A 19427-nucleotide genomic window follows, 5' to 3' on the forward strand; every position below is an offset into this window, starting at 1 on the left:
ACCGACCCGGGATTAAGCGGTATCCGCCCGTCGATAGCAGTATGTCTGATGCCGAATCCGTGGTCAAGGACCTCCCGCCGAGCGCGAAACTCGTCTACAAGACGCTCGAGTACGAGGGTCCGATGACCCAATCGCAACTCGCCGAGGAGTCGCTGCTGCCACAGCGGACGGTCCGACACGCCCTCCGAAAACTGGAGGACGCCGACATCGTCGACGAGTCGGTGTACCTCATGGACGCACGAAAGTCGACGTACGCCGTCCAGACAGGTGAGGAACCCGACGCGGCGACGCCAGCCGCCTAAGTCCCGCTTTTTACAGTTCGACGACGCGTTTGACTCGACCGACCAGTAGGTCACCGTCCGTCCCGCGAAACGCCCGAACGACGCCGTCGCGTTCGCGTTCTTTTAACCGAACCGTCGCGTGATTCTCGCTTTTCCCGTCATCGAGGCGCAGTCGCAGTTCCTCACCCTCGGCCACGACAGTTCCGACGAGCCGTTGGTCCTCCCGGGGCTTCGGAACCGTAAGTTCCACACGGGAACCGGCGAATACCGCGATATCGTCGAGCGTCGGTCGGCTCATGGAAAACCGTAACGCAGCAGTGAGAGTAAACGTCTCGGTAGCGTCGATTTGAGCCATCGCGATTTCCAGTGTCGAGAAGGTCGTAGAATCTCCTGCAGGGCATGACGGGAGTGAGAAAACGTGAAGCGTTTTCGAACTACGTCACGCGCGTCGAGCGAACGAAGTGAGCGAGACGGGCGTGACGGGATTCGAACCGGAGAAAGACGGTCGCCTCGCTACGCTCGGCGCTGCGTCTTTCAGGGTTCGAACTCCGTGCCCGTTCGCTCGTCGCGTCCGCTCCTCGCAGAACGGGCGTGACGGGATTCGAACCCGCGCTCTAGAAGTTAGGAACCTCTCGCCGTAGTCCGCTTGGCCACACGCCCTTGCCGAATGTGGGCGCGGGAGGCTGAAAACGATTGCTGTCCGACGGTTCGTCAGTTCGTCTCGGTCTCGTCGTCCGATTCCGCCTCCTCGATTTCGAAGTCCTCGTCGTCTTCGTCTTCCGCGGCATCGGTCGTCGCGTCGCTGTCAGCTTCGGTCGCCGATTCCGTTGCCGATTCCGTCGACGAACTGCTCGTCGACTGCCCCGTCGCGCCGTCACGCATGTCCTTCAGTTCATCTTCGACCTCCTGGCGGCCTTTCTGGAACTCGCCCATCGCTTCGCCGGTCGAGCGGGCGAGTTTGGGAATCTTGTTCGCGCCGAACAGCAGCACGGCGATGAGCAGGATTATCAGCACCTCGGGCCCACCGGGAAGCCCGAACTGCAGTGGAAGCAGGTCCATCATTGCTACCCGAGGCTAGCCTAGTGTTGATTATAGGCTTTTTCCTCGGAAAGCGGAATCGAGTCGGCGAAAAACGGAGTTCGGGAGTTCAGGCGTTCGAGCGCTCGGTGTCGCCGGACGTTTCGGCGTCGGCCTCCGCGGAGACTTCCTCGTCGTCGTCCTGTATCTCTTCGAGTTCCTCTTCGACCTCTTGGCGGCCCTTCTTGAACTCGCCGGTCGCCGACCCCATCGACCGTGCGAGTTCCGGGAGCTTGCTCGCTCCGAACAGGAGAATCAGGATGCCGGCGATTAACAGCAGTTCGGGTGGACCCAGCCCACCGATGAACAGTGGCGTCGTCATACCTGTTGCTTCGCGTGCCCACTTGTAGGCTTTTCGCCACTCGTCGCCCGGTCGCCGGAAGCCGGAGATTCAAACGGGAGGGTCACAAGGGGCCACATATGGTCGATGTAGGCGACGACGCCCCGACGTTCAGCGCACCGATGACGACACCAAGTGGCGACATCGAGGAGTTCTCGCTGGCCGACGCCACCGATGACGGGCCCATCGTGTTGGCGTTCTTCCCCGGCGCGTTCACGAGCGTCTGTACCGACGAGATGACGACGTTCAGCGACCGACTCGATAGTCTCACCGAGGACGGTGCCTCGTTGTACGGGGTCAGCGTCGACTCGCCGTTCGCACTCGAGGAGTTCGCCACACAGAACAACCTGAACTTCCCGCTGGTCAGCGACATCGCCAAGGAGGTCATCGACGCCTACGACGTGTCGATGGACTTCGATGCCCTCGGCGTCGAAGGCGTCGCAAAGCGCGCGGTGTTCGTCGTCGACGAAGACGGCACCGTCACCTACGAGTGGGTCTCCGACGACCCCGGAATCGAACCTGATTACGAGGAAGTCGAGTCGGCCGCGGCCAACGCCTGACTCGCCGGACGTTTTTTCTCGACACCGGCCCTTGTCGCGGTATGAGCGACTCCGAGACAGCCGACAGAGGGGAATCCGGTCGCGTGTACGACCCGGATGCAGACCACGACTTCCCCGACGAACGCCTCAACACGGTGCTCGAAACCGTCCAGAGCGACACCGAAATCACAACGTACCTCGAAGCCCAGAACGTCAACCCCGTCGACCGCAAGGGGTACAACGACCACGGCACCAAACACATCGAAATCGTCCGCAATCGGGCCCTCTGTCTGTACGAACTGCTGAAAGCCGGTGACGTCGCGTTCAACGGTGCCGAACAGCAGGGCCTCGAGGAGGCCGACGAGTCGGTCATCATCGCACTGGCCGCGACGCTACACGACATCGGCCACGTCGTCCACCGCGACGACCACCCCTACTACTCGATTCCGCTGGCGGCGGACGTACTCGACCGACTCCTGACGGAGTTCGATTTCTACGACGCTGCCGAGCGCGTCCGAATGAAGGGCGAAGTGCTGCACGCCATCCTCTGTCACCACACCGAAGAGACGCCGCTGACGACCGAAGCCGGCGTCGTCCGCGTCGCCGACGCCCTCGACATGGAGCGAGGCCGCTCCCGAATCCCCTACGAGAAGGGCGGTCGAGGCATCAACACGATTTCCAGTCGAGCGATTCGGAAGGTGTCGCTGCAACCCGGCAACGGCATGCCCGTCATGGTCGAAATCGAGATGACCGACGCCGCCGGCGTGTATCAGGTCGACGAACTCCTGAAGCACAAACTCCACGACTCCCGACTCGAAGAGTACGTCCGTATCGTCGCGCTCAACACCCACAGCGACGACGGCGACCTCGTCGAACGAATCGAACTGTAGGGTGAGTCGCCGTCGGAGTTCCTTCTCCGTCGTCGGGAATCACCTCGCTTTTGGGCCCCGATTTGCTACCCCGAGACGTGTCGAGTACCCTCCGTGCCTTCCGCGACCCGGAGTTCCTCTCGCTTTCGGGGACGGCGTTCGCCCGCGCACAGGCGTACTCGACTATCGCTATCGCGTTGGCGCTGTATGCGGACCAGTTCGGAACGACGAGCACCGTCGAAGGACTGTTCGGCACCGTCTTCGCGCTCACGCAACTGCTTATCGTCCTCCCGCTCGGCCGGTACATCGACACGCACAACGCGAAGCGGGTGTTGCTCGTCGGATTTCTCGTCAACATCGCCGTTTTCGTCGGGTTCGCACTCGTCGAAGCCGTCTCCCACGTCATCTTGGTCCGGATGGTACAGGGAGTTGGGGCGAGCCTACTGTGGATTACCGGTTCGACGGTGGTCGGCGACATCGCTCCCGATGGCGAGCGGGGTCTCTGGTTCGGCACGTACAATCAAGTCGGCGCGTTCTCCAGTCTCGCCGGCGACATCGTCGGCGGCGCGCTGCTCGCCGTCTACGGCTTCACCGAAACGTACGCCGTCCTCTCGGCGATTACCCTCGGGGCGTTCCTCGCCGTCGCCGCCGTCCTGCGAACCAACCCCGGCGGCCGCTCGATTGACGACCGCAGCGGCCGGGAGACGTTCCGCGACCTCCTCGGTCGACGGACGCTTCAGGCCCTGACGGCGTTTCGGCTCGGAACCGGCTTCGGAAAGATGGGCGTGCTGCTGTTCCTTCCAATCTACGCCCGAACGGGGTTCGGGATGAACCCACTCGTCGTCGGTATCGTCCTCGCGGGCGGGAAACTCACCAAAGCGCTCACACAGGGATACGTCGGCGAGTTGACCGACAGCATCGGCGGCAAGAGCCGCTTCATCGTCACGGGAGCGCTGCTGTACACCGTCGGCACGCTGGCGATTCCCTTCGCGGAGTTCGCAGACGACCTCATCCCCTCGGTCGCCGTCAGTTTGGTCGGGCACTCGCTCACGTTCCCGCCGGCGTTCGCCGTTCTCTTCGGCGCGTTCGCACTCTGTGGCGTCGCCGACAGCATCCGTCTCCCGGCGAGCATGTCGCTGTTTATCGAGGAAGGCGAGGCCGTCGACGCGACGGCGGGAAGTATGTCCCTCCGTTCCGTGTCGTGGAAAATCGGGCAGGTCGTCGGTCCGCTGACGATGGGCGTCGTCTGGGACGCCTCCGGCGTGTTCGCCGCCTTCGGGGTTGCAGCCGGCTGCATCCTCGTCTCGACTGCGGCATTTGTCGGCCTCAGTTCCCGCAGTCAGTGACCGCCGAAGGAGACGCTACTGTGAGAACCCGCTTCCGCGTAGCGTGAGTTCCTCGCGGCCGACCGACACCTCGGAGTCGAAGACCGCACGAATCGTGTTGTGCGCCTTGTCGTCGTGCATGCTCGGGTCCATCGTGAACACGCCCAGCATGTCGCCCGAACGGATGCGTGCGGTGAACACGTGCAGGAACCTGAACATCGTTCGCAGTTCCGCGTACATCAGCGCCGTCGACACCGTCGCGAACCCTACACGAACCGGCTTCGTGTCGTCTTCGTCGAGCAGTTTCGCGAACTCGAGGCTGATGCCCGTCAAATCGCCGGGAGAACTCAACTGCTTGACCGGCACGCCCTCGACGTCGCTGTCGTGGTTGGTGCACTCGATGACACCGAGTTGTTCGCGGGTGGCACCCCGGTCGAGCAGTTCATCGACGACGGTTCCAGCGTCCGTGTTCGTCGTGATGACGATTGCACGTTCGCCGGAGGCGGGTGTGACGGCGTCGAACAGCCGCTCGTTGGTCTCCGGCGACGGCCCGGACACCAACACGCTCGTTCCGGCGTCGAACGTCGCGAGTCCGCCGAACCCGTCGACGCGGTAGCTCACCTGTCCTCACCCCCTCCCTCGTCGGATTCGCCCTCGATGTCCCGGACCATCGCCACGAACTCGTCGCTCTCCATCTCCGGCAGCGTCGCGTCGATCTCCGAACGCAGCTCCGAAAGCCGATTTTCGAGGTCCGCGTACTCCTCGCTCTCGGCGAGTTCCTCGTCGGGTTTCGAGGACCGAAGCGCCGCCTGCTTGGCTGACAGCGAGTACAACTCCTGTTCGAGGTCCGCGAAATCCGACCGCGAAAGCAGTCGCTGGACGGTCTCCAACAGCTCCTCGCGCTCGACGGGCTTCGTGAGATAGTCGTCGAAGCCCATCGTAATCACGTCGAAATCGGGTTCGACGGCCGTCACCATCGCCACCTTACATTCGGTGGTCTGCTCCCGCAGTTCGGCGAGCACTTCGTCGCCGCTCATCCCCGGCATCAATCGGTCCAGAAGCACCACGTCGACCGAATCGTCGAATTGTTCGAGTGCCGCCTCACCACCCTCCGCCGTCAGAACCTCGTAGTCGTCCTCCAGCCACCGAACGTACAGTTCGATGAGCGCCCGTTCGTCCTCGACCACGAGGACCGTCGGTTTTTCATCTCCCTCGCTCATTAGATATCTCGTCTTTTGGTGGGGGGCACGTATAGTTTGGCGTGGAATACGATTGAAATACTTTGTGAGACTGTATCGAATCGGGTATCCTGAAGATTGTGTTTAAATTCACAAACATGAACTCATAAGGATTTATTTTAACCTAAGTCACAAAGCACAATCAGAATTCACAGACTTTGTTTGAGAGTCTGGCTGATTTCCGGTTGATATAACTATGAGTTCGATTTTATAATCATTGTCACACGAGTCTTCCCCTCTCGGGTCTTCAAGACGAGTTGTTTCCGGCCCCTGCTGAGTAACATCTCCGAGACTGTATTCTGCACTATCAACGATTCGACCGTCACTACTGGTACCAGTATCGTCAACCATCCGCAGTTCAACCGTATCTAAGAATATATTTGGTACTGCATTCCCATCGAAATCGACTTCCCAATCTACATCAAAGGCAGCAGTTCCGTTTCCTGGAATAATTACTAGGAAGTTTCCACTATCGCTCTCATCCGTGATATCCATTTGGTCGATATTCGGCTCAGGTCCTTGAGGGATACTTGAGGAAACTACTTGCAGCTCGTACTGCAAGTCTTGGGTCCTATTCCGGTCAAAACCATAGCCTGCATTCGCAGGATTACCCTCATAACTGGCGTTTACTTGGACAGTCCCAAGCGTTGGTGGGGCATTGAATTGTACTTCTGCACGACCCTCCGAATTAGTCGTGACCTCTACATTCGTGACAGAATTCGGACCGAGAGTACCATCAGAAACAGAGATATTTACTTTTTCACCACGAACAGGATTATTGTATTTATCTCGGATTTCAATGGATAGGTCGGAAGCCTGGTCTCGTGGGACCGTTGTGTCGCCAGGCTTAGCATTAATCAGATATTTCGGGTTAGGCTGATTAACCCCACTACCAACACCGATTTTCGGCATTCGAAGTGTGTACCGATTTACGCCCGGATCAAGGTCAATGATGACGGTCGTGTTCGACTCATTGCGGACACCGAGAACGTTCCCATTCTGTATCTCGTCGTCGAGGATTTCTTCCCACTTCTCTTCGGACAGTCGAGTCGGGAGGCGAATGGTCACGTTGTCCGAACTGTTTGGTGCCACGGTCACCGTCCGTGCTGGTGCACTCGTCGGGCGTGTATCGACCGACACCGAACTGGCCGACGAACGGGACAGATTCCCGGCAAAGAACATGAGATTGATGCTGTTCCCACTGACGACGCTCCCGCGGTTCTCAATGATTTGTTCGTCGCCGAAATCATTGTACAGTACGCCGTATTCGAGGTGTGTCGTCGGCGCGTTATTGTACTGATTGTACGCGGGGTCGTACTGGATGCGCTTCGTCGAGAGGTTCGCCGTCGAACCGTTGATGTACTTTCGGACGGTCGGGTCCGTCGCAGTAATATTCTCGACTGTCGCGTTACGCTTGTCGACCGTGCTTATCCTCCCAGCGGGGTTTCTCGGGTTGAAGAACAGCAATCGACTCGGATAGGTTGTTCCGGTTCGAACACCGACGGATTCAGATGTTCCTTGCGCCCCGGTCCGGGAGGCGCCTTCAAGCAATCCAATCATGTCGCTTTGGAGCTCCTGATTGTGGTTGTACTCGACCTCCTCGTTCGCCGCCGGTATTGCTGTGGTCTGGAACACAGCCAACAGCGCGACGAACAGTCCGAACACCAGTATCGCGCCAACGACTTCCGATACACCTCTGTTGTCTGTTGTGAACTTCATTGTTCTAGATGAGGATGAACACACTGAGCGTGAGCACCGCCAGTATGATACTGAACTTCAGCCCGGCGAGGACGTTGTTCTCCGCGAGTTTCCCTGCGAGAAGCCCGCTGCCGATGCCCTGAATCAGTGCCGAGTGGAAGAACACCGTCCGGTAGATGTCGACCGGAACGTCGCCGACTGAAAGCGGCGTGCCGGCCGCACCGCCGGCCTGCTCGCCCGCTGGCGGTGCAGTATCGGCCAACTGACCAATGGGTGTCAAATAGCTCGTATCGAGCATGACGATGACCGCGAGGTACACGAGGAAACCGATGATGACGATGGCCGTGTAGGCACCCATCTCGCTGCGGCGCTTCCGTTCGATTTGATACCGGTTTCGGGTGTCCTCGGCGGCGATGGAGATGATTTTCGAGAGGTCACTGGAGGAGTGATTGCCCTTCGCGATGAGCTTCATCGTCCGAGTGACCTGCGGAACCTTCAGGCGGTTGGCGAACTCCAACAGCGCCCGTTCGATGTCGCCGTTCCAGCGGATGTCGTTGCGAACCTTCCGGAGTTCATCGGAGAGGGCGCCCTCGGACCACCGCGAGACGAGGTTCAAGGCGTCGACGAGTCGAATGCCCATCTGGTTCGCACTCGAGAGGATGTTCAGCGTGTCGGGGAACCGCTCTGCGATTTTCTTCTCGCGGCGACGCTGACTCTCGTAGAACAGCGTCAGCGGCACCGACGCGATGAGGAACGGCACGACGAACAGTCCGATGGTCGCCCGAATCGGCACCTCGAGGATGCCCTCGATGGATGCCGGGACGGCACCGGAAACGAAGGCGAAGCCGACCGCCAGCAGTGCAATCGGGACCGTCACGAGGAGCGACAGCAGGGGGTTCCGGTCCCGAATCTGGTCGATGGGGTTGTACAGCATCTCGAGGCGTTCGTCGCGTTGCTTCTTCTGTTCGTACGTCTCGTACTGTGGGTCTTCGGTGACGCGGGGACTCCACTCGCGGTCGAATTCGACGTCTTCGATTTCGAGTTCGTCGGTATGTTCGGCGTAGGGCTTCGAGAGGATGTCGACGGCCGCGAGGAAGCCGAGCATTCCCAACGGGAGGCCGACGTAGACGAGGAAGTACGTCTGCAACAGCGCCTGTCCGCCCAGCAAACTGATGACGAGAAGCGTGACAATGAGGAACAGCGGTGCGGCGACGAAGGCGACGACGAAAATCTCGGAGAGAATCGACAGCGTTCCGAGGAAACTGTCCTGTTCGTCGCGGGCCTCGTCCATGTACGTCTCGGCTTCGTCTTCGAGGAACACCGAGAACTCGCTGCCCGAGTCCAGCACGGAAATCATGTCGTCGAGGAACTGTTCGAGGTTCTCCGACGGCGTGAGGTTGCGGGCGTCACGCAGCGCCGTAAAGAGGTCGTTGCCGAACAGTTCCACGTCGCGAACGACCATGTCGAACTCGTTGGACACTTCGCCGTACACCTCGTCGGCTTCGGCGAGTTCCTTGATGACCTCGAAGGTGTTCATCCCGCCGTAGCTCAGCGCGTACATGTAGACGATGGCGTGCGGGAGCAGGATGTTGATGCTCCGTTCGCGCGTGCTCGTCCGCATGCGGGGGTAGTAGTACCCTGTCGCGAACGCACCGCCAGCGAACAGCCCGACGGAGAAGACGACGACTGCGATGCCGAGGAGGGCCTGAAACACTGGCTCGGTGACGCCGAGTTGAGAGAACCCACCGAGGAACGCCAACTGGACGCCGAGCAGTGCGCCGAGGAACAGTCCGACGGCGGCCGCGATGAAGGTGTAGCCCGTGATGCGGGTGAGGTAGATGTCGTAGGTGTAGCCCATCCGCGCCTGATTGAGCCACCGCTGGAGGTCACGGAACCGTTCGGGATGGGTGAGAAACCACGTCCGCAGGTAGCCGTGTTGGTCGCGGAGTCGCTCCTTGTCGGCCTCCGAGAGGTCGTGACGTTCCGGGAAGTACTGCTCGAGTTCGTAGTCCGGAATCGGCGTCGCGTCGTCGATGTTTCCCTGGCTCATTCTGTGTCTTCGAGGTCGCCGGGCTCTAAGGTGCCCTCGTTGACCATCTTCAGCAGTTTCTCCTTGTTGCTCCCGAACATGTGAATCGCGCTCGTGACCTCGTTGTAGCCGGAGATGTCGTTGTCGACGAGATACTGGAGGAACTCACGGCGCTGGCGGAGTTCCTCGGCCAACTCCCGGCCGCTCCAGCCTCGGTCGTCCGCGATTTCCTGTAGCACCTGGGAGTTGTTCACTCGCTGGATCGTGTCAGAATCGGCGTCGCGTGCGAAGATGTCGATAGCGCGAATAGACTCCTCGGCGTCGCTGCCGGGGAGGATTTCGGTGACGCCGTCGTTGCGCCGGACGCGGTCGCCGTCCTTGAACGTCTGTTTCTGGACGGAGATGATGTCCAGCTCCAACACCATCTGGGCCGGAACGTTGAGCGGCTTGTTTTCGAGGCGGTTCAACACGCCCTCGACGCTTTCGGCGTGAATCGTCGTGTAGGCGGTGTGGCCCGTCCCGATGGCCTGGAAGAACGTGAACGCGACGTTCTGCTCGGTTCGAATCTCACCGACCAGCAGGTACTCGGGGCGCTGTCGGAGTGCGGCCTGCAGCAACTCGTACATCGACACTTCGCCGCGGCCCTCGGAGGTGATGGACTCCCGCGTGAGGCTCTGGACCCAGTTGTCGTGCGGGAGCGTGATTTCGCGGGTGTCCTCGATGGAGACGACTTTCGCGTCCTCGGGGACGAACATCGAGACGGCGTTCATCGAGGTCGTCTTCCCGGATCCGGTGCCGCCCGAGAAGATGAGCGAGCGGTTGTTCTCGATGGCGAGCCAGAAGTACGCCATCTGCTCGACGGAGAACGTCCCGCGTTCGACGAGGTCGACGGGCGTGAAGGGGATGTTGGCGAACTTCCGGATAGTGAAGTTCGACCCCCGGGTCGCCACGTCCGACCCGAAGGTCAACTGCACGCGGGAACCGTCGGACAGCGTCCCGTCCATCAGCGGTTCGGAGACCGACACCTGCTCGCCTGCGCGTTGGGCGAGTCGCAGCGCGAACGATGAGAGCCGCTGTTTGCCGAAGGTGATGTTCGTCGGCATGTCGCGGTGTTCGGCGTGGTAGACGTAGACGGGGATGTCGATACCGTCACAGGAGATGTCCTCGATGTTGGGGTCCCGCATCAGCGGGTCGATACGACCCAGGTGGACGAAGTCCCGCAGGAGGTAGTATTTGAGCTTCAGAAGCGAGCCGTCCTCGATGGTCGCGGCGGCGTGGTCTGAGATGATTTCCTTTGCCTTCTCCTCGAAGATGGCCTCGCGGTCGTCGTCGGCCTCCAGGTCCTGATACATCAGGCTGTTTCGGAGAATCTTCACGAGGTCCTCGCGGACGTACTCCTCGAACTCCGTCAGTTCTGGCTCGTGGACGTGGTATCGGAGCCGTTCTTCGTCGTCACGCCGCAGGATGGAGACGTACGCGTAGGGCTTGTTGACCCACAGCCGCTCGATTTCCTCGTGGTTGTCGAGATACGAGAAGTCGAAGAACTGGCCTTTGATGAACTCGACGTCCGGTCGCTCGGCGAACGATTCGTCGATGTCCGCCGTCTCGAAGTGCTCGTGGACTTCCCGAAGAATCTCGCCCTTTATCGGGTGGTCGGAGACGATTTGTCTGTCTTCCTCGCGCGGACGGCGGGCCTCGGCGACAGCCGGAGAGTTCTCTCCGGTGTCTGACTCGACTGACGACGCTTCGCCCCCCTCGTCCGTCGCGTCGGCCGCCCCCTCCTCGGAAGCCGACTCTTCGGGTCGTTCCGTCGTTTCGTCGTTCCACTCGAACTCCTCGACCTCGCCGTCCGAGGAGTCGCTATCACTGCTCACGGTTCCTCCGTCTGTCGCCGGTGTGTCGGCCGGCGAACCGTCGTTTTCGTCCCCCATTTAGCTCGAACCTACGTGTGCCGTTTTTGTGTATCATCATTAGTGTTATACCGGGTTTGTACGGGGCTACTTATGTGGCTGGTCCTTGGGACCACGTCTCAGAGTCTCACGGGGAGTGTCATCGGGACGCGACAGAGACGTGTGTTAACTCAGGCCTAAAAGCGAACGGTGTTATTACTGACGCACGAAACGAACAGTGAATCTACCGAAAGTTTTCATCAGAGATCGGCCACGGTTCGGCGGATACCGGGTGTCGATACCGCGAAAGTCACGCGTCGAGGCCGACGGTCATCACGGGAACGGGTGACTGCTCGACGACTCGCTGGGAAACGCTGCCGACGATGTTCCGCTCGTAGCTCCCGCCGCTGGTTCCCATCACCACGAGGTCGATATCGGCCTCGTCGATGTAATCGAGGATGGCCGAAGACGGGTTGCCGACATCGACGTCCGACGCCGTTTCGATTCCGTGTCCGTCCGCCGTAGTCACGGCCTCATCGACTGCGGCAAGCGCCTCCTCTTCCAGTTCACGGCGAACGGTTTCGACGCGGTCGTTGTCGAGGGTCAGAAACGCGCGGTCGTCGACGACGGATAGCACGTGAAGCGTCGCATCCCGCGTCTCGGCGATATCGAGTGCGTACTCCAGTACCTTTCGGGAGTGGTCGGTGCCGTCCGTTGGAAAGAGAATCCGGTCGAACATCAACAGTAATACCGAAACGTTTCGGATACATAAGTCCGCCGTGAACCCGCCGACACGGACGTGCTAGCGTGGTTCTCGGTGACAAAGTGATGACTCGCTGTTGAGCGCAGGAACTGCATTCGCGGGTCGCTCGACTGTACGAGGCGCGACCAGAGGGAGCACCTCGCTATCGCTCCCCGTTCATATTCTCGAGGCCTCACTACGTTCGGCCTCGCTATGCGCCGGCCGGGAGTGAGAAAACGCGAAGCGTTTTCGAACTACGGGCGGCGCGCGACCGCAGGGAGTGCGCCGGCCGGGATTTGAACCCGGGCCATGAGCTTGGAAGGCTCAGGTCCTGCCACTAGACCACCGGCGCTCACTTCGTTCGCGCCGAGACTCGCGGTTCCGACGGAACCGCTCACCATCGGCGCACTCGATACCCCACAACGGGGCGTATCTGGACCTATATCCGCCACCCCCTAAGGAGTTTTCCGTTCCAACCGACTACCAATACCGGTTTGGGGACGGCAAACATGTTGTCCGTATGACTGTCCTCGTCACTGTCACGCTGGTGTGACGACGGCGTAGCAGTTCCCACTCGAAATCCGCGAGTCGACGACTTCGAGGTCGCTCGCCGCAATGTCGGCGTCGAACTCCGTTGGCGCATAGATGTGATAGAACCGCGGGACGGTCTCCCCGCCGGGGAGCGTCCAATCCACATCCGTATCGAACCCCTCCGTGGCGTCGGCGGAGGCATCGAAGGCGTCGTGGGCGGTACTCCACGCGCTCACGAGCGCCTCACCGTCCTGAATGAGGATGCGCGCCACCTCGTCGAGGCTCTGTCGGCGCAACTCCCGCGTGGGAAGGTGATGCAGCGTCGCGACGTACACCGCCAACTCGGCGCAGTCGTCGGTCAGAGGGAGCGCCGAGGCGTCACCGGCGAGAAACGACCCCTCCGGCGCCCGCTCCCGAGCGAGGCCGAGCAGTCGCCGGCTCACGTCGACGCCGACCACCGTCTCCGCGTGGTCGGCCAAAAGCGCCGTGTGCCGGCCGTTTCCACAGCCGATATCGACCGCTCTGTCGGCGTGGCGGCCCGCACAGAAGGATTCGACCTCCGGCCATGGGTACTCCCGGGTCGCCGCGAAGTGGTCGGCGATTCGTTCGTACGTCGCCCGAACCGCCGCCCGGTCGTCGTCCATACCGCGCGTTCGACGAGGACACACAAGAGCGCGACGGTGAACGGTTCCTCTCCCGACAGCGCGGGATAGCGACTCAGCCCAGAAGCGTCAACACGAGATACGTCACGGTGAGCATTATCGTCGAGTGCTTGACACCGTCTTTCACCGACCCACCGCCCATCATGCCGCCGACCAGTCCCGAGAGCGTCGACTGTATCAACGCGGTGTGGAAGAACACCAACCGGTAGGCGTCCTCGTTACCGCCTTGGAACCCCCCGAGAACGCTCGGAGCGTTCTGTGCGAAGTCGCCATCGACGGCCCCAGTATCCGGGAGGTTCGGGATGAGAACGAAGTCGAGGGCGACGATGACGATGAGGAAGACGACGAAGGAGACGTAGATGACGACGAGGTAGGTGAACATCTCCTGTCGCCGCTGGCGGCGGAGTCGCTTGTCAGACCGGGCCTGTTCGGCGGCGATGCGGAGCACCGGCCCGATTTCGTTCGAGGCCCGCATCGCGTTCGTGATGAGCGTGACGACCCGGGTGACCGAGGGCGTCCGAACGCGCGTCTCGAACCGATCCAGCGCCTGTGCGACGGTCGCTCCCCACTGGATGTCCCGCCAGATACGGTCGACCTCCTCGTCGAGTGCGCCGATGTCGCTGCGTCGAACCCGGTCGAACGAGGAGACGACGGCGATGCCTGCCTCGTTGAGACTCGCCAACCGTTCCAGCAGGTCGGGGACGGCGTCTTCGAGGCGTCGAAGCCGCCGTTGCTTGATCTCGTAGACGACCGCGAACGTCCCCATGAGGAAGATGGCTGCTTGCACCAGCAAGTCGTCGAACAGTCCGACCTCGATGGCGCCGTCGACGACCACCGAGGGCGCCCGATACGCAGTCACCAGCACCGCGATCGGAACGGTGACCAAGAAGACGAGCGTCGGTCGCTGAATGACCGACTGCAGTGGGGTAGTAATCGTCTCGCGAATCGACCGGAGGCGGTCGTAGGCCCGCAGACGCTGATGGTTGGTTTCGGAGTTCGGATAGTTGTAGCCACCGTCAGATTCGATGCCGACGTGCTCGGCGGTCACGTTCGACTCCGCCTGGAGGATTCGGCTGCTGCTCCCGGTCGTCTGTAGCGGTTGCAGTACCTCGATGAGGTACGCGAGAAACAGGAGGTTCCCCGCCGGGAGGACGACGTACGCGATTGCGCGCATCAGAAACAGCGTATCGCCGGCGGTCAACCCGATGATGAGGAGGATAGTCACCAAGAACAGCATCCCGGCGACGACGGTCGTGACGTACACTTCCGCGGTCGTTGCGAGCAAATCGAGGATTTCCTCCTGCTGTTCTTCGGCCTCCTCGCGGTACCGTTCGTACTGCTCTCTGAGGAACTCCGAGATGTTCCGTCCGCTCTGGAGGACACTCGAGAGGTTCTCCGCGAACTGCTCGAACTGCTCGGAGGGCGTCCGCTGGGAGAGGTCCCCGATTGCCGACACGAGGTCGACGTTGAACAGGTCGATGTTGCGGACGGCGACGCCGACCTCGGCGGCCCCTTCACCGAAGACGTCCTCGTTTCGCGACAGCGCTCGCATCACGTCCGGAAACGCCATCCCACCGCGGGTCAGGGCGTACACGAACGCGACCATCCGCGGCATTCCAGCGTCTATCTGCCGCCGCCGCGTGTCCGCCCGGAGCGACGGCAGCCGCCAGCGGACGGCGTAGGCACCGCCCGCCGCGAGCAATCCGACGAGGCTACTCGTCGCCAGCAATACTGCGAACACGAAGCCGTCGAATACCTCGATGCCGAACGTCGCCCCCGGGAGTTCCGAGAGAATTGGTACGTCGGCGATGCCGTCGAAGAGACCCAACGAGGGCACCGTAATCGTCGTCGAAAGCCCCACCTCCCGAAGCACGGCCAACAGGCCGACGCCGACGTACACGCCGAGGATACCGCCGGCCATCGCCGAACCGAAGACGTACAGGTACGTCTTGGCGGTGTACTCCCGATACGGCGTTCCGATGGCGGCGCTGCGGAGCAACCGCTCTCGTCTGACGCTCGGTTCGATGCTCTTGCCGTCGAACAGTCTGAAACTCGTTCGTGACAACAGCGACGAGAGGCCCTCGCTGTACGACGCCGCGAGGAACAACCCCACGAGTGCGAGCGCTCCGAGCAGCGGGAGAAACTCCAGCATCTATTGGCTCGGCGTCTCGACGGCGTCGGCGTCCATTTGGGTCGCCTCGATTCGGTCGATGACCTCCTCGGGGGTCGCGTAGTAGCGGTTCACCATCGCCGTGAACTCCTGATACTGGTTTACCCCCTGCTCCCAGAGGTACTTCAGGAACGTCCGGCGGCGCTGCATTTCCCGGAGCAGTTCGGATTGGGACCACCCTCGCTCCTCGCGTATCTCGTCGAGTAGCTGCTTGTTCCCCTCCCGGAAGGAGTCGTTGGCGGAGTTCCACTCGTAGGCACCGGTGTAGTCGAGTTCACCCGTCCGCTGGTCGATGCCCTCGATTTCGGCGATTGCGTCCGCTCGGCGAACTCGCTCGCCGCCGAAGCGCGCGAGCGTCTGGACACACAGCACGTCCAGCGACTGAACCATCGGCCGCGGAACGTTGATGGGTTCGTTCTCCAGTCGATTGATGACCGTCTGCACCGAGTCTGCGTGCATCGTCGACAGCGTCGTGTGTCCGGTGTTCATCGCCTGAAACAGCGTAATCGCCTCCTCACCACGAACCTCGCCGACGATGATGTACTCCGGGCGGTGCCGGAGGGCACTGCGGAGCAGGTCGTACATCGTCACGTTCGAGGCTTCGTCGAGACGTTCGCGGGTGACACACGATAGCCAGTTGTCGTGATACAGCGCGAGTTCGCGGGTGTCCTCGATGGTGATGAGTTTCGAGCGGGGCGGAACGAACATCGAGATGGCGTTCATCGAGGTGGTTTTCCCCGATGCCGTCCCGCCGGCGAAGATGATGTTCTTGTTGTGTTCGATTGCCATCCACAGGTACGCCATCTGGTGTAGCGAGTACGTGCCGAACTCCAGGAGGTCGATGGGCGTGAACGGTTCTTCGCTGTACTTCCGGATGGTGAACGCCGACCCCCGTGGCGTCACTTCCTCCCCGAGTGCCAACTCAGCCCGCGAGCCGTCCTGGAGCGTCGTTTCGACGACGGGGTTGCCGACGGAGATGTGTCGGCCCGCCTGCTGGGCCATCCGGACGATGTAGTTGTCGAGTTCCTCCTCGGCGAAGGAGATGTTCGTCTCGATGTCCTGATACCCGTCGTGGTAGGCGTACAGCGGGATGTCGTAGCCGTCACAGGAGATGTCCTCGATCGAGGGGTCGTGCATCAGCGGGTCGAGACGGCCGAATCCCTGAAACCGCCGGTGCAAATAGTAGTAGAGCCGATAGAACCCCGCAACGTCGATTTCCATGCCGTACTTCTCGAGGCGGGTCCGGATTTCCTCGGCCAACACCTCCTCCGGCGTGCCGTCCCGGGAGCCGTACAACAGCGGCGTTCGTACGTCGTCGTACAGCGTCGAGAGGAGTTCGCCCTCGAACCGGTCGAGTTCCGGTTCGATGACGCGGTAGAGGTGTTTGTCGTCGGTGTCGCTGTAGGTCACGACCGCGTAGGCAAACGGCGCGTTCAGCCAGTAGCGCTCGATTTCCCGGTCGTCGAACTGGCGGTCACCGACGACGTCGCCGTGATGGCCGGGTTGGTACTGCGTCGCCGGAAGTTGAGAGCCGCTGAACGTCTCCGCCGTCCGACGAATGCTGTTGCGGATGGCTTCGAGCGGACCACCGGCGTGATTGCCTGACATTTGTTAGTACCCTCCTAACGGCGGTTATAACTCCGTTATCGTCGGGTCGGCATAAAACCACGCCGCAACTCGCGGTGTGTCCCGCCGTCGGGCGGCCACGAAACGTCGGGCGTCAGGTCCGTTCGACGACGAGCAACAGCCCGCCCAGCAGGTACATGAAGAGAATCCCGACGGGAACCGTGATGCCGGCGAATCCGGTGAAGAGGAGGTACGTCGACGCGGTCAACGGCACCGCGGAGAGAAGCAACAACCCGCCCATCAGCCTGACGGGGTCGACCGGCGACTCGGCTTCGAGCCGTTCGTCGTAGACGTAGTAGACGGCGCTCAGTGCCAACGCCACGGTGAAGACGGCGGCGGCGAGTATCCACAACTGGTAGCCGAAGGCGACACCAGCGTTGTCGGGAAAGCCCGGCGCGCGATAGACGAGGAGATACGGCGTGTCGTACTGGCCGAAGTCGACGCCGGGGATGAACTGGAAGAACAGATAGAGGAAGTGGATGCGGTACAGTCGCAGCCCACCTTGGCTCGCATACGAGACGCTCCACGGCAGCAGCGCACACAGCCACGCGGACAGCACCGCGAGTTCACCGGCGTACTCCGAGCGGACCCACATACCACCTCACCCACGCGGGGGCAAATAAAAGATACCGCATGACGGTCGCCGAACGATTCGCTTCGATGAGTGTGTACTGAACGTCTGACGCTGGCGTTACGTTCATCACTACGGCGACCCTACGTCGTAGTAGCAAAGGGATGCGGCGTGACTACTTCACTCTGACCGTCGACGGGATGGATGCGGACGACCCACAGCGGCCGGTCGTCACGATCACCTACGAGGGACCGGCCGGTCAGCTCGAATCGAGGCTGACCAAAGCCGACAGCGTACTCGAAAGCGACGAAATCGACGTCGCCTTCCGCCTCAAAGAGCCGCTGGACTCCGAGGAGGCCAACGGCGTCGTCGCCATCGCCGACCGCGTCACCGGCGAGTACGTCTTCGAACTCAACGCCACGGCCGGCGACGTGTTCTCCTTCGTCGAAGCCGCCCGCGAGTTCGGCCAGCGAAGCGACTCCGAGAGCCGATACCGAATCGTCCTCGAAACCGAAGACGAACATCTCGCGACCTACGACAAGTCCACACTGCTCGTCTACGACGCCGACGGCGAACTCCTCCGCGGGCAGAGTCTGATTCCCAGCGGCGTCGAACTGTAACCGTCGAGGCCGTTTTCACCCGGCGAGAAAGCGAACGAAGAGATTACTGAACGAGGCCGGCGACGACCCGTGATTCGGCCTTCCGGAGGTGTTCGTCGACCGTCGACGGCGCACAGCCGAGATTGTCGGCGATGTCCTTGTGCGTGGCTTTGCGCGGAACGTCGTAGTACCCCTCCTCGATAGCCGTCTCGAACACTTCGAGTTGTCGGTCGGTCAGCGGCGACAGCAGGTCCTCCGAGCCCGGGACGTACGTGCCGGCGTCGCCGACCGAAAATTCGAGCGAATCGGGCATCGCTCCCAGTGCCCCACGGAGGTTTTCGTGTGTTCCGACGAGTGTCGCCCGCAGTCCGCCTTCGGTGAACTCCAGTGGCGTGTCGATGATGAGCGCGTACTCGTGGGCGATATCGAGCAGGGCGTTTCCGCGTGTCGTCGAGTCCGCCTGGATGAACGCGTGATACCCCTCGCCGACGATGTCGACGACCTCGTGGTCGTAAACCGATGGTTGATCGTCGAGGGCATCCCCGAAGGCGTCGCCGTCACCAACGACGCGGTACAGCAGGACGGTCGTCCCGTCGGCGCGGGAGTCGACGTGCAAAAGCGACTCCCGGGAGACGGCGTCGTGGCCGGCTACGAACTCGTCGATGGGGTGAATCGCCCGTTCCGTGGGTGAGATATCGAGTTTGAGGTATTTCATAGGGTCTCCGCTCTACCGAGTTCGGGCCGTGTTGGGGATTTAAGCTTCTGACAAAACCATCCAAACGAAGCCGGCGTCGAGAAATCCAGAGCGGAAACGCTTTTGGGACGGGTCACCGAGTGCCCCGTATGGACTGGCCCCACGACCCCGACGGCGAGGAAGGCTCCGAGGGGATGCGCAAGTACGGGCAGGCGATACTCGCGAAGAAACTGGACGAAGAGGAGGGTTTCCCTCTCTCGAAAGCCGACTTCGTCGAGGAACACGGCGACGAGCCGATTCGACTGAACCACGAACGCGTCGTCAGCGTCGACGACATCTTCGAACACGTAGAGGAAGACGAATTCGAGGACATCGTCGCGTTCCACAAGGCAGTCGGGCGCGCGATGCGCTCGGCTGGGATGTGGGAAGTCGAACTCTCGAAGGGCGCCTGACTTCGGCGATACCCCCTTTTTTCCAAGGCATGCCACGCTGCGAGCATTGCCGCCGTGGATGGTAAGGCAAATACCGGCGCGTCGAGAACCGTCTG

General features: G+C 61.4%; 20 protein-coding genes and 2 tRNA genes. 6 read left to right on the forward strand and 16 right to left on the reverse strand.

Annotated elements, in window-relative coordinates; translation table 11 throughout:
- Nucleotides 1-41 precede the first annotated feature (41 nt).
- Entirely contained in the window at nt 42-302 is a 261-nt protein-coding gene (locus HWX69_RS12480; RefSeq protein WP_156708870.1) for a helix-turn-helix transcriptional regulator, read from the forward strand.
- Between the two features lie 10 nt (nt 303-312).
- Here HWX69_RS12480 and HWX69_RS12485 read toward each other — a convergent pair whose 3' ends face one another.
- The 4 genes from HWX69_RS12485 to tatA (HWX69_RS12500) all read right to left on the reverse strand — a co-directional run bounded on the left by HWX69_RS12485 (nt 313) and on the right by tatA (HWX69_RS12500) (nt 1680).
- On the reverse strand, nt 313-579 hold the full coding sequence (locus HWX69_RS12485; protein ID WP_178917422.1) for a hypothetical protein: 267 nt from the start codon (nt 577-579) through the stop codon (nt 313-315).
- 288 nt (nt 580-867) lie between these two features.
- Nucleotides 868-941: transfer RNA gene (locus HWX69_RS12490), tRNA-Arg, on the reverse strand.
- A gap of 51 nt (nt 942-992) precedes the next feature.
- Complete coding sequence (tatA, locus tag HWX69_RS12495) at nt 993-1343, reverse strand: twin-arginine translocase TatA/TatE family subunit (protein ID WP_178917423.1); 351 nt, start codon at nt 1341-1343, stop codon at nt 993-995.
- An 85-nt stretch (nt 1344-1428) separates the two neighbouring features.
- Entirely contained in the window at nt 1429-1680 is a 252-nt protein-coding gene (tatA, locus tag HWX69_RS12500) for a twin-arginine translocase TatA/TatE family subunit (protein WP_178917424.1), read from the reverse strand.
- A gap of 98 nt (nt 1681-1778) precedes the next feature.
- Between tatA (HWX69_RS12500) and HWX69_RS12505 the strand changes: the two genes are divergently transcribed.
- The 3 genes from HWX69_RS12505 (at nt 1779) to HWX69_RS12515 (ending at nt 4452) form a co-directional block, all read left to right on the forward strand.
- A complete protein-coding gene (locus HWX69_RS12505) occupies nt 1779-2258 on the forward strand; it encodes a redoxin domain-containing protein (protein WP_178917425.1) in 480 nt (159 codons plus the stop codon).
- 41 nt (nt 2259-2299) lie between these two features.
- Nucleotides 2300-3127, forward strand: a complete 828-nt coding sequence (locus tag HWX69_RS12510) for an HD domain-containing protein (protein WP_178917426.1) — start codon at nt 2300-2302, stop codon at nt 3125-3127.
- 77 nt (nt 3128-3204) lie between these two features.
- Nucleotides 3205-4452: an MFS transporter gene (locus tag HWX69_RS12515; RefSeq protein WP_178917427.1), complete on the forward strand. Its 1248-nt coding sequence runs from the start codon at nt 3205-3207 to the stop codon at nt 4450-4452.
- 15 nt (nt 4453-4467) lie between these two features.
- Here HWX69_RS12515 and HWX69_RS12520 read toward each other — a convergent pair whose 3' ends face one another.
- From HWX69_RS12520 to HWX69_RS12570, 11 genes are all read right to left on the reverse strand, one after another.
- Entirely contained in the window at nt 4468-5052 is a 585-nt protein-coding gene (locus tag HWX69_RS12520) for a DUF7504 family protein (protein WP_178917428.1), read from the reverse strand.
- Nucleotides 5049-5651, reverse strand: a complete 603-nt coding sequence (locus HWX69_RS12525; RefSeq protein ID WP_178917429.1) for a response regulator — start codon at nt 5649-5651, stop codon at nt 5049-5051. Before HWX69_RS12525 ends, HWX69_RS12520 begins: the two co-directional genes overlap by 4 nt.
- Before the next feature lie 147 nt (nt 5652-5798).
- Nucleotides 5799-7388: an invasin domain 3-containing protein gene (locus tag HWX69_RS12530; protein WP_178917430.1), complete on the reverse strand. Its 1590-nt coding sequence runs from the start codon at nt 7386-7388 to the stop codon at nt 5799-5801.
- 4 nt (nt 7389-7392) lie between these two features.
- The gene (locus HWX69_RS12535) at nt 7393-9417 is read right to left on the reverse strand and encodes a type II secretion system F family protein (protein WP_178917431.1); all 2025 of its coding nucleotides are present in this window, start codon (nt 9415-9417) and stop codon (nt 7393-7395) included.
- Nucleotides 9414-11270: an ATPase, T2SS/T4P/T4SS family gene (locus tag HWX69_RS18380; protein WP_218644787.1), complete on the reverse strand. Its 1857-nt coding sequence runs from the start codon at nt 11268-11270 to the stop codon at nt 9414-9416. The genes HWX69_RS12535 and HWX69_RS18380 overlap by 4 nt, the downstream gene beginning before the upstream one ends.
- Before the next feature lie 325 nt (nt 11271-11595).
- Complete coding sequence (locus tag HWX69_RS12545) at nt 11596-12024, reverse strand: universal stress protein (protein WP_178917433.1); 429 nt, start codon at nt 12022-12024, stop codon at nt 11596-11598.
- A 284-nt stretch (nt 12025-12308) separates the two neighbouring features.
- Nucleotides 12309-12379 (reverse strand) — tRNA-Gly (locus HWX69_RS12550).
- 187 nt (nt 12380-12566) lie between these two features.
- Nucleotides 12567-13202 (reverse strand): class I SAM-dependent methyltransferase, encoded by a 636-nt coding sequence (locus tag HWX69_RS12555; RefSeq protein ID WP_178917434.1) that lies wholly within the window; start codon nt 13200-13202, stop codon nt 12567-12569.
- Nucleotides 13203-13275: 73 nt separating this feature from the next.
- Complete coding sequence (locus HWX69_RS12560; RefSeq protein WP_178917435.1) at nt 13276-15372, reverse strand: type II secretion system F family protein; 2097 nt, start codon at nt 15370-15372, stop codon at nt 13276-13278.
- A complete protein-coding gene (locus HWX69_RS12565; protein WP_178917436.1) occupies nt 15373-16998 on the reverse strand; it encodes a type II/IV secretion system ATPase subunit in 1626 nt (541 codons plus the stop codon).
- Nucleotides 16999-17110: 112 nt separating this feature from the next.
- The gene (locus tag HWX69_RS12570; RefSeq protein ID WP_178917437.1) at nt 17111-17611 is read right to left on the reverse strand and encodes a DUF7549 family protein; all 501 of its coding nucleotides are present in this window, start codon (nt 17609-17611) and stop codon (nt 17111-17113) included.
- A 140-nt stretch (nt 17612-17751) separates the two neighbouring features.
- On the opposite strand from HWX69_RS12570, the gene HWX69_RS12575 reads away from it, so the two are divergent.
- Nucleotides 17752-18207, forward strand: coding sequence for a DUF5793 family protein (locus HWX69_RS12575; protein WP_178917438.1), 456 nt, complete (start codon nt 17752-17754; stop codon nt 18205-18207).
- A gap of 43 nt (nt 18208-18250) precedes the next feature.
- On the opposite strand, the gene HWX69_RS12580 is transcribed toward HWX69_RS12575, so the two are convergent.
- On the reverse strand, nt 18251-18901 hold the full coding sequence (locus tag HWX69_RS12580) for a helix-turn-helix domain-containing protein (RefSeq protein ID WP_178917439.1): 651 nt from the start codon (nt 18899-18901) through the stop codon (nt 18251-18253).
- Between the two features lie 128 nt (nt 18902-19029).
- On the opposite strand from HWX69_RS12580, the gene HWX69_RS12585 reads away from it, so the two are divergent.
- Complete coding sequence (locus tag HWX69_RS12585) at nt 19030-19332, forward strand: DUF5785 family protein (protein WP_178917440.1); 303 nt, start codon at nt 19030-19032, stop codon at nt 19330-19332.
- Nucleotides 19333-19427 lie beyond the last annotated feature (95 nt).

It is taken from the genome of Natronomonas gomsonensis (genome assembly GCF_013391635.1).
GTDB lineage: Archaea > Halobacteriota > Halobacteria > Halobacteriales > Haloarculaceae > Natronomonas > Natronomonas gomsonensis_A.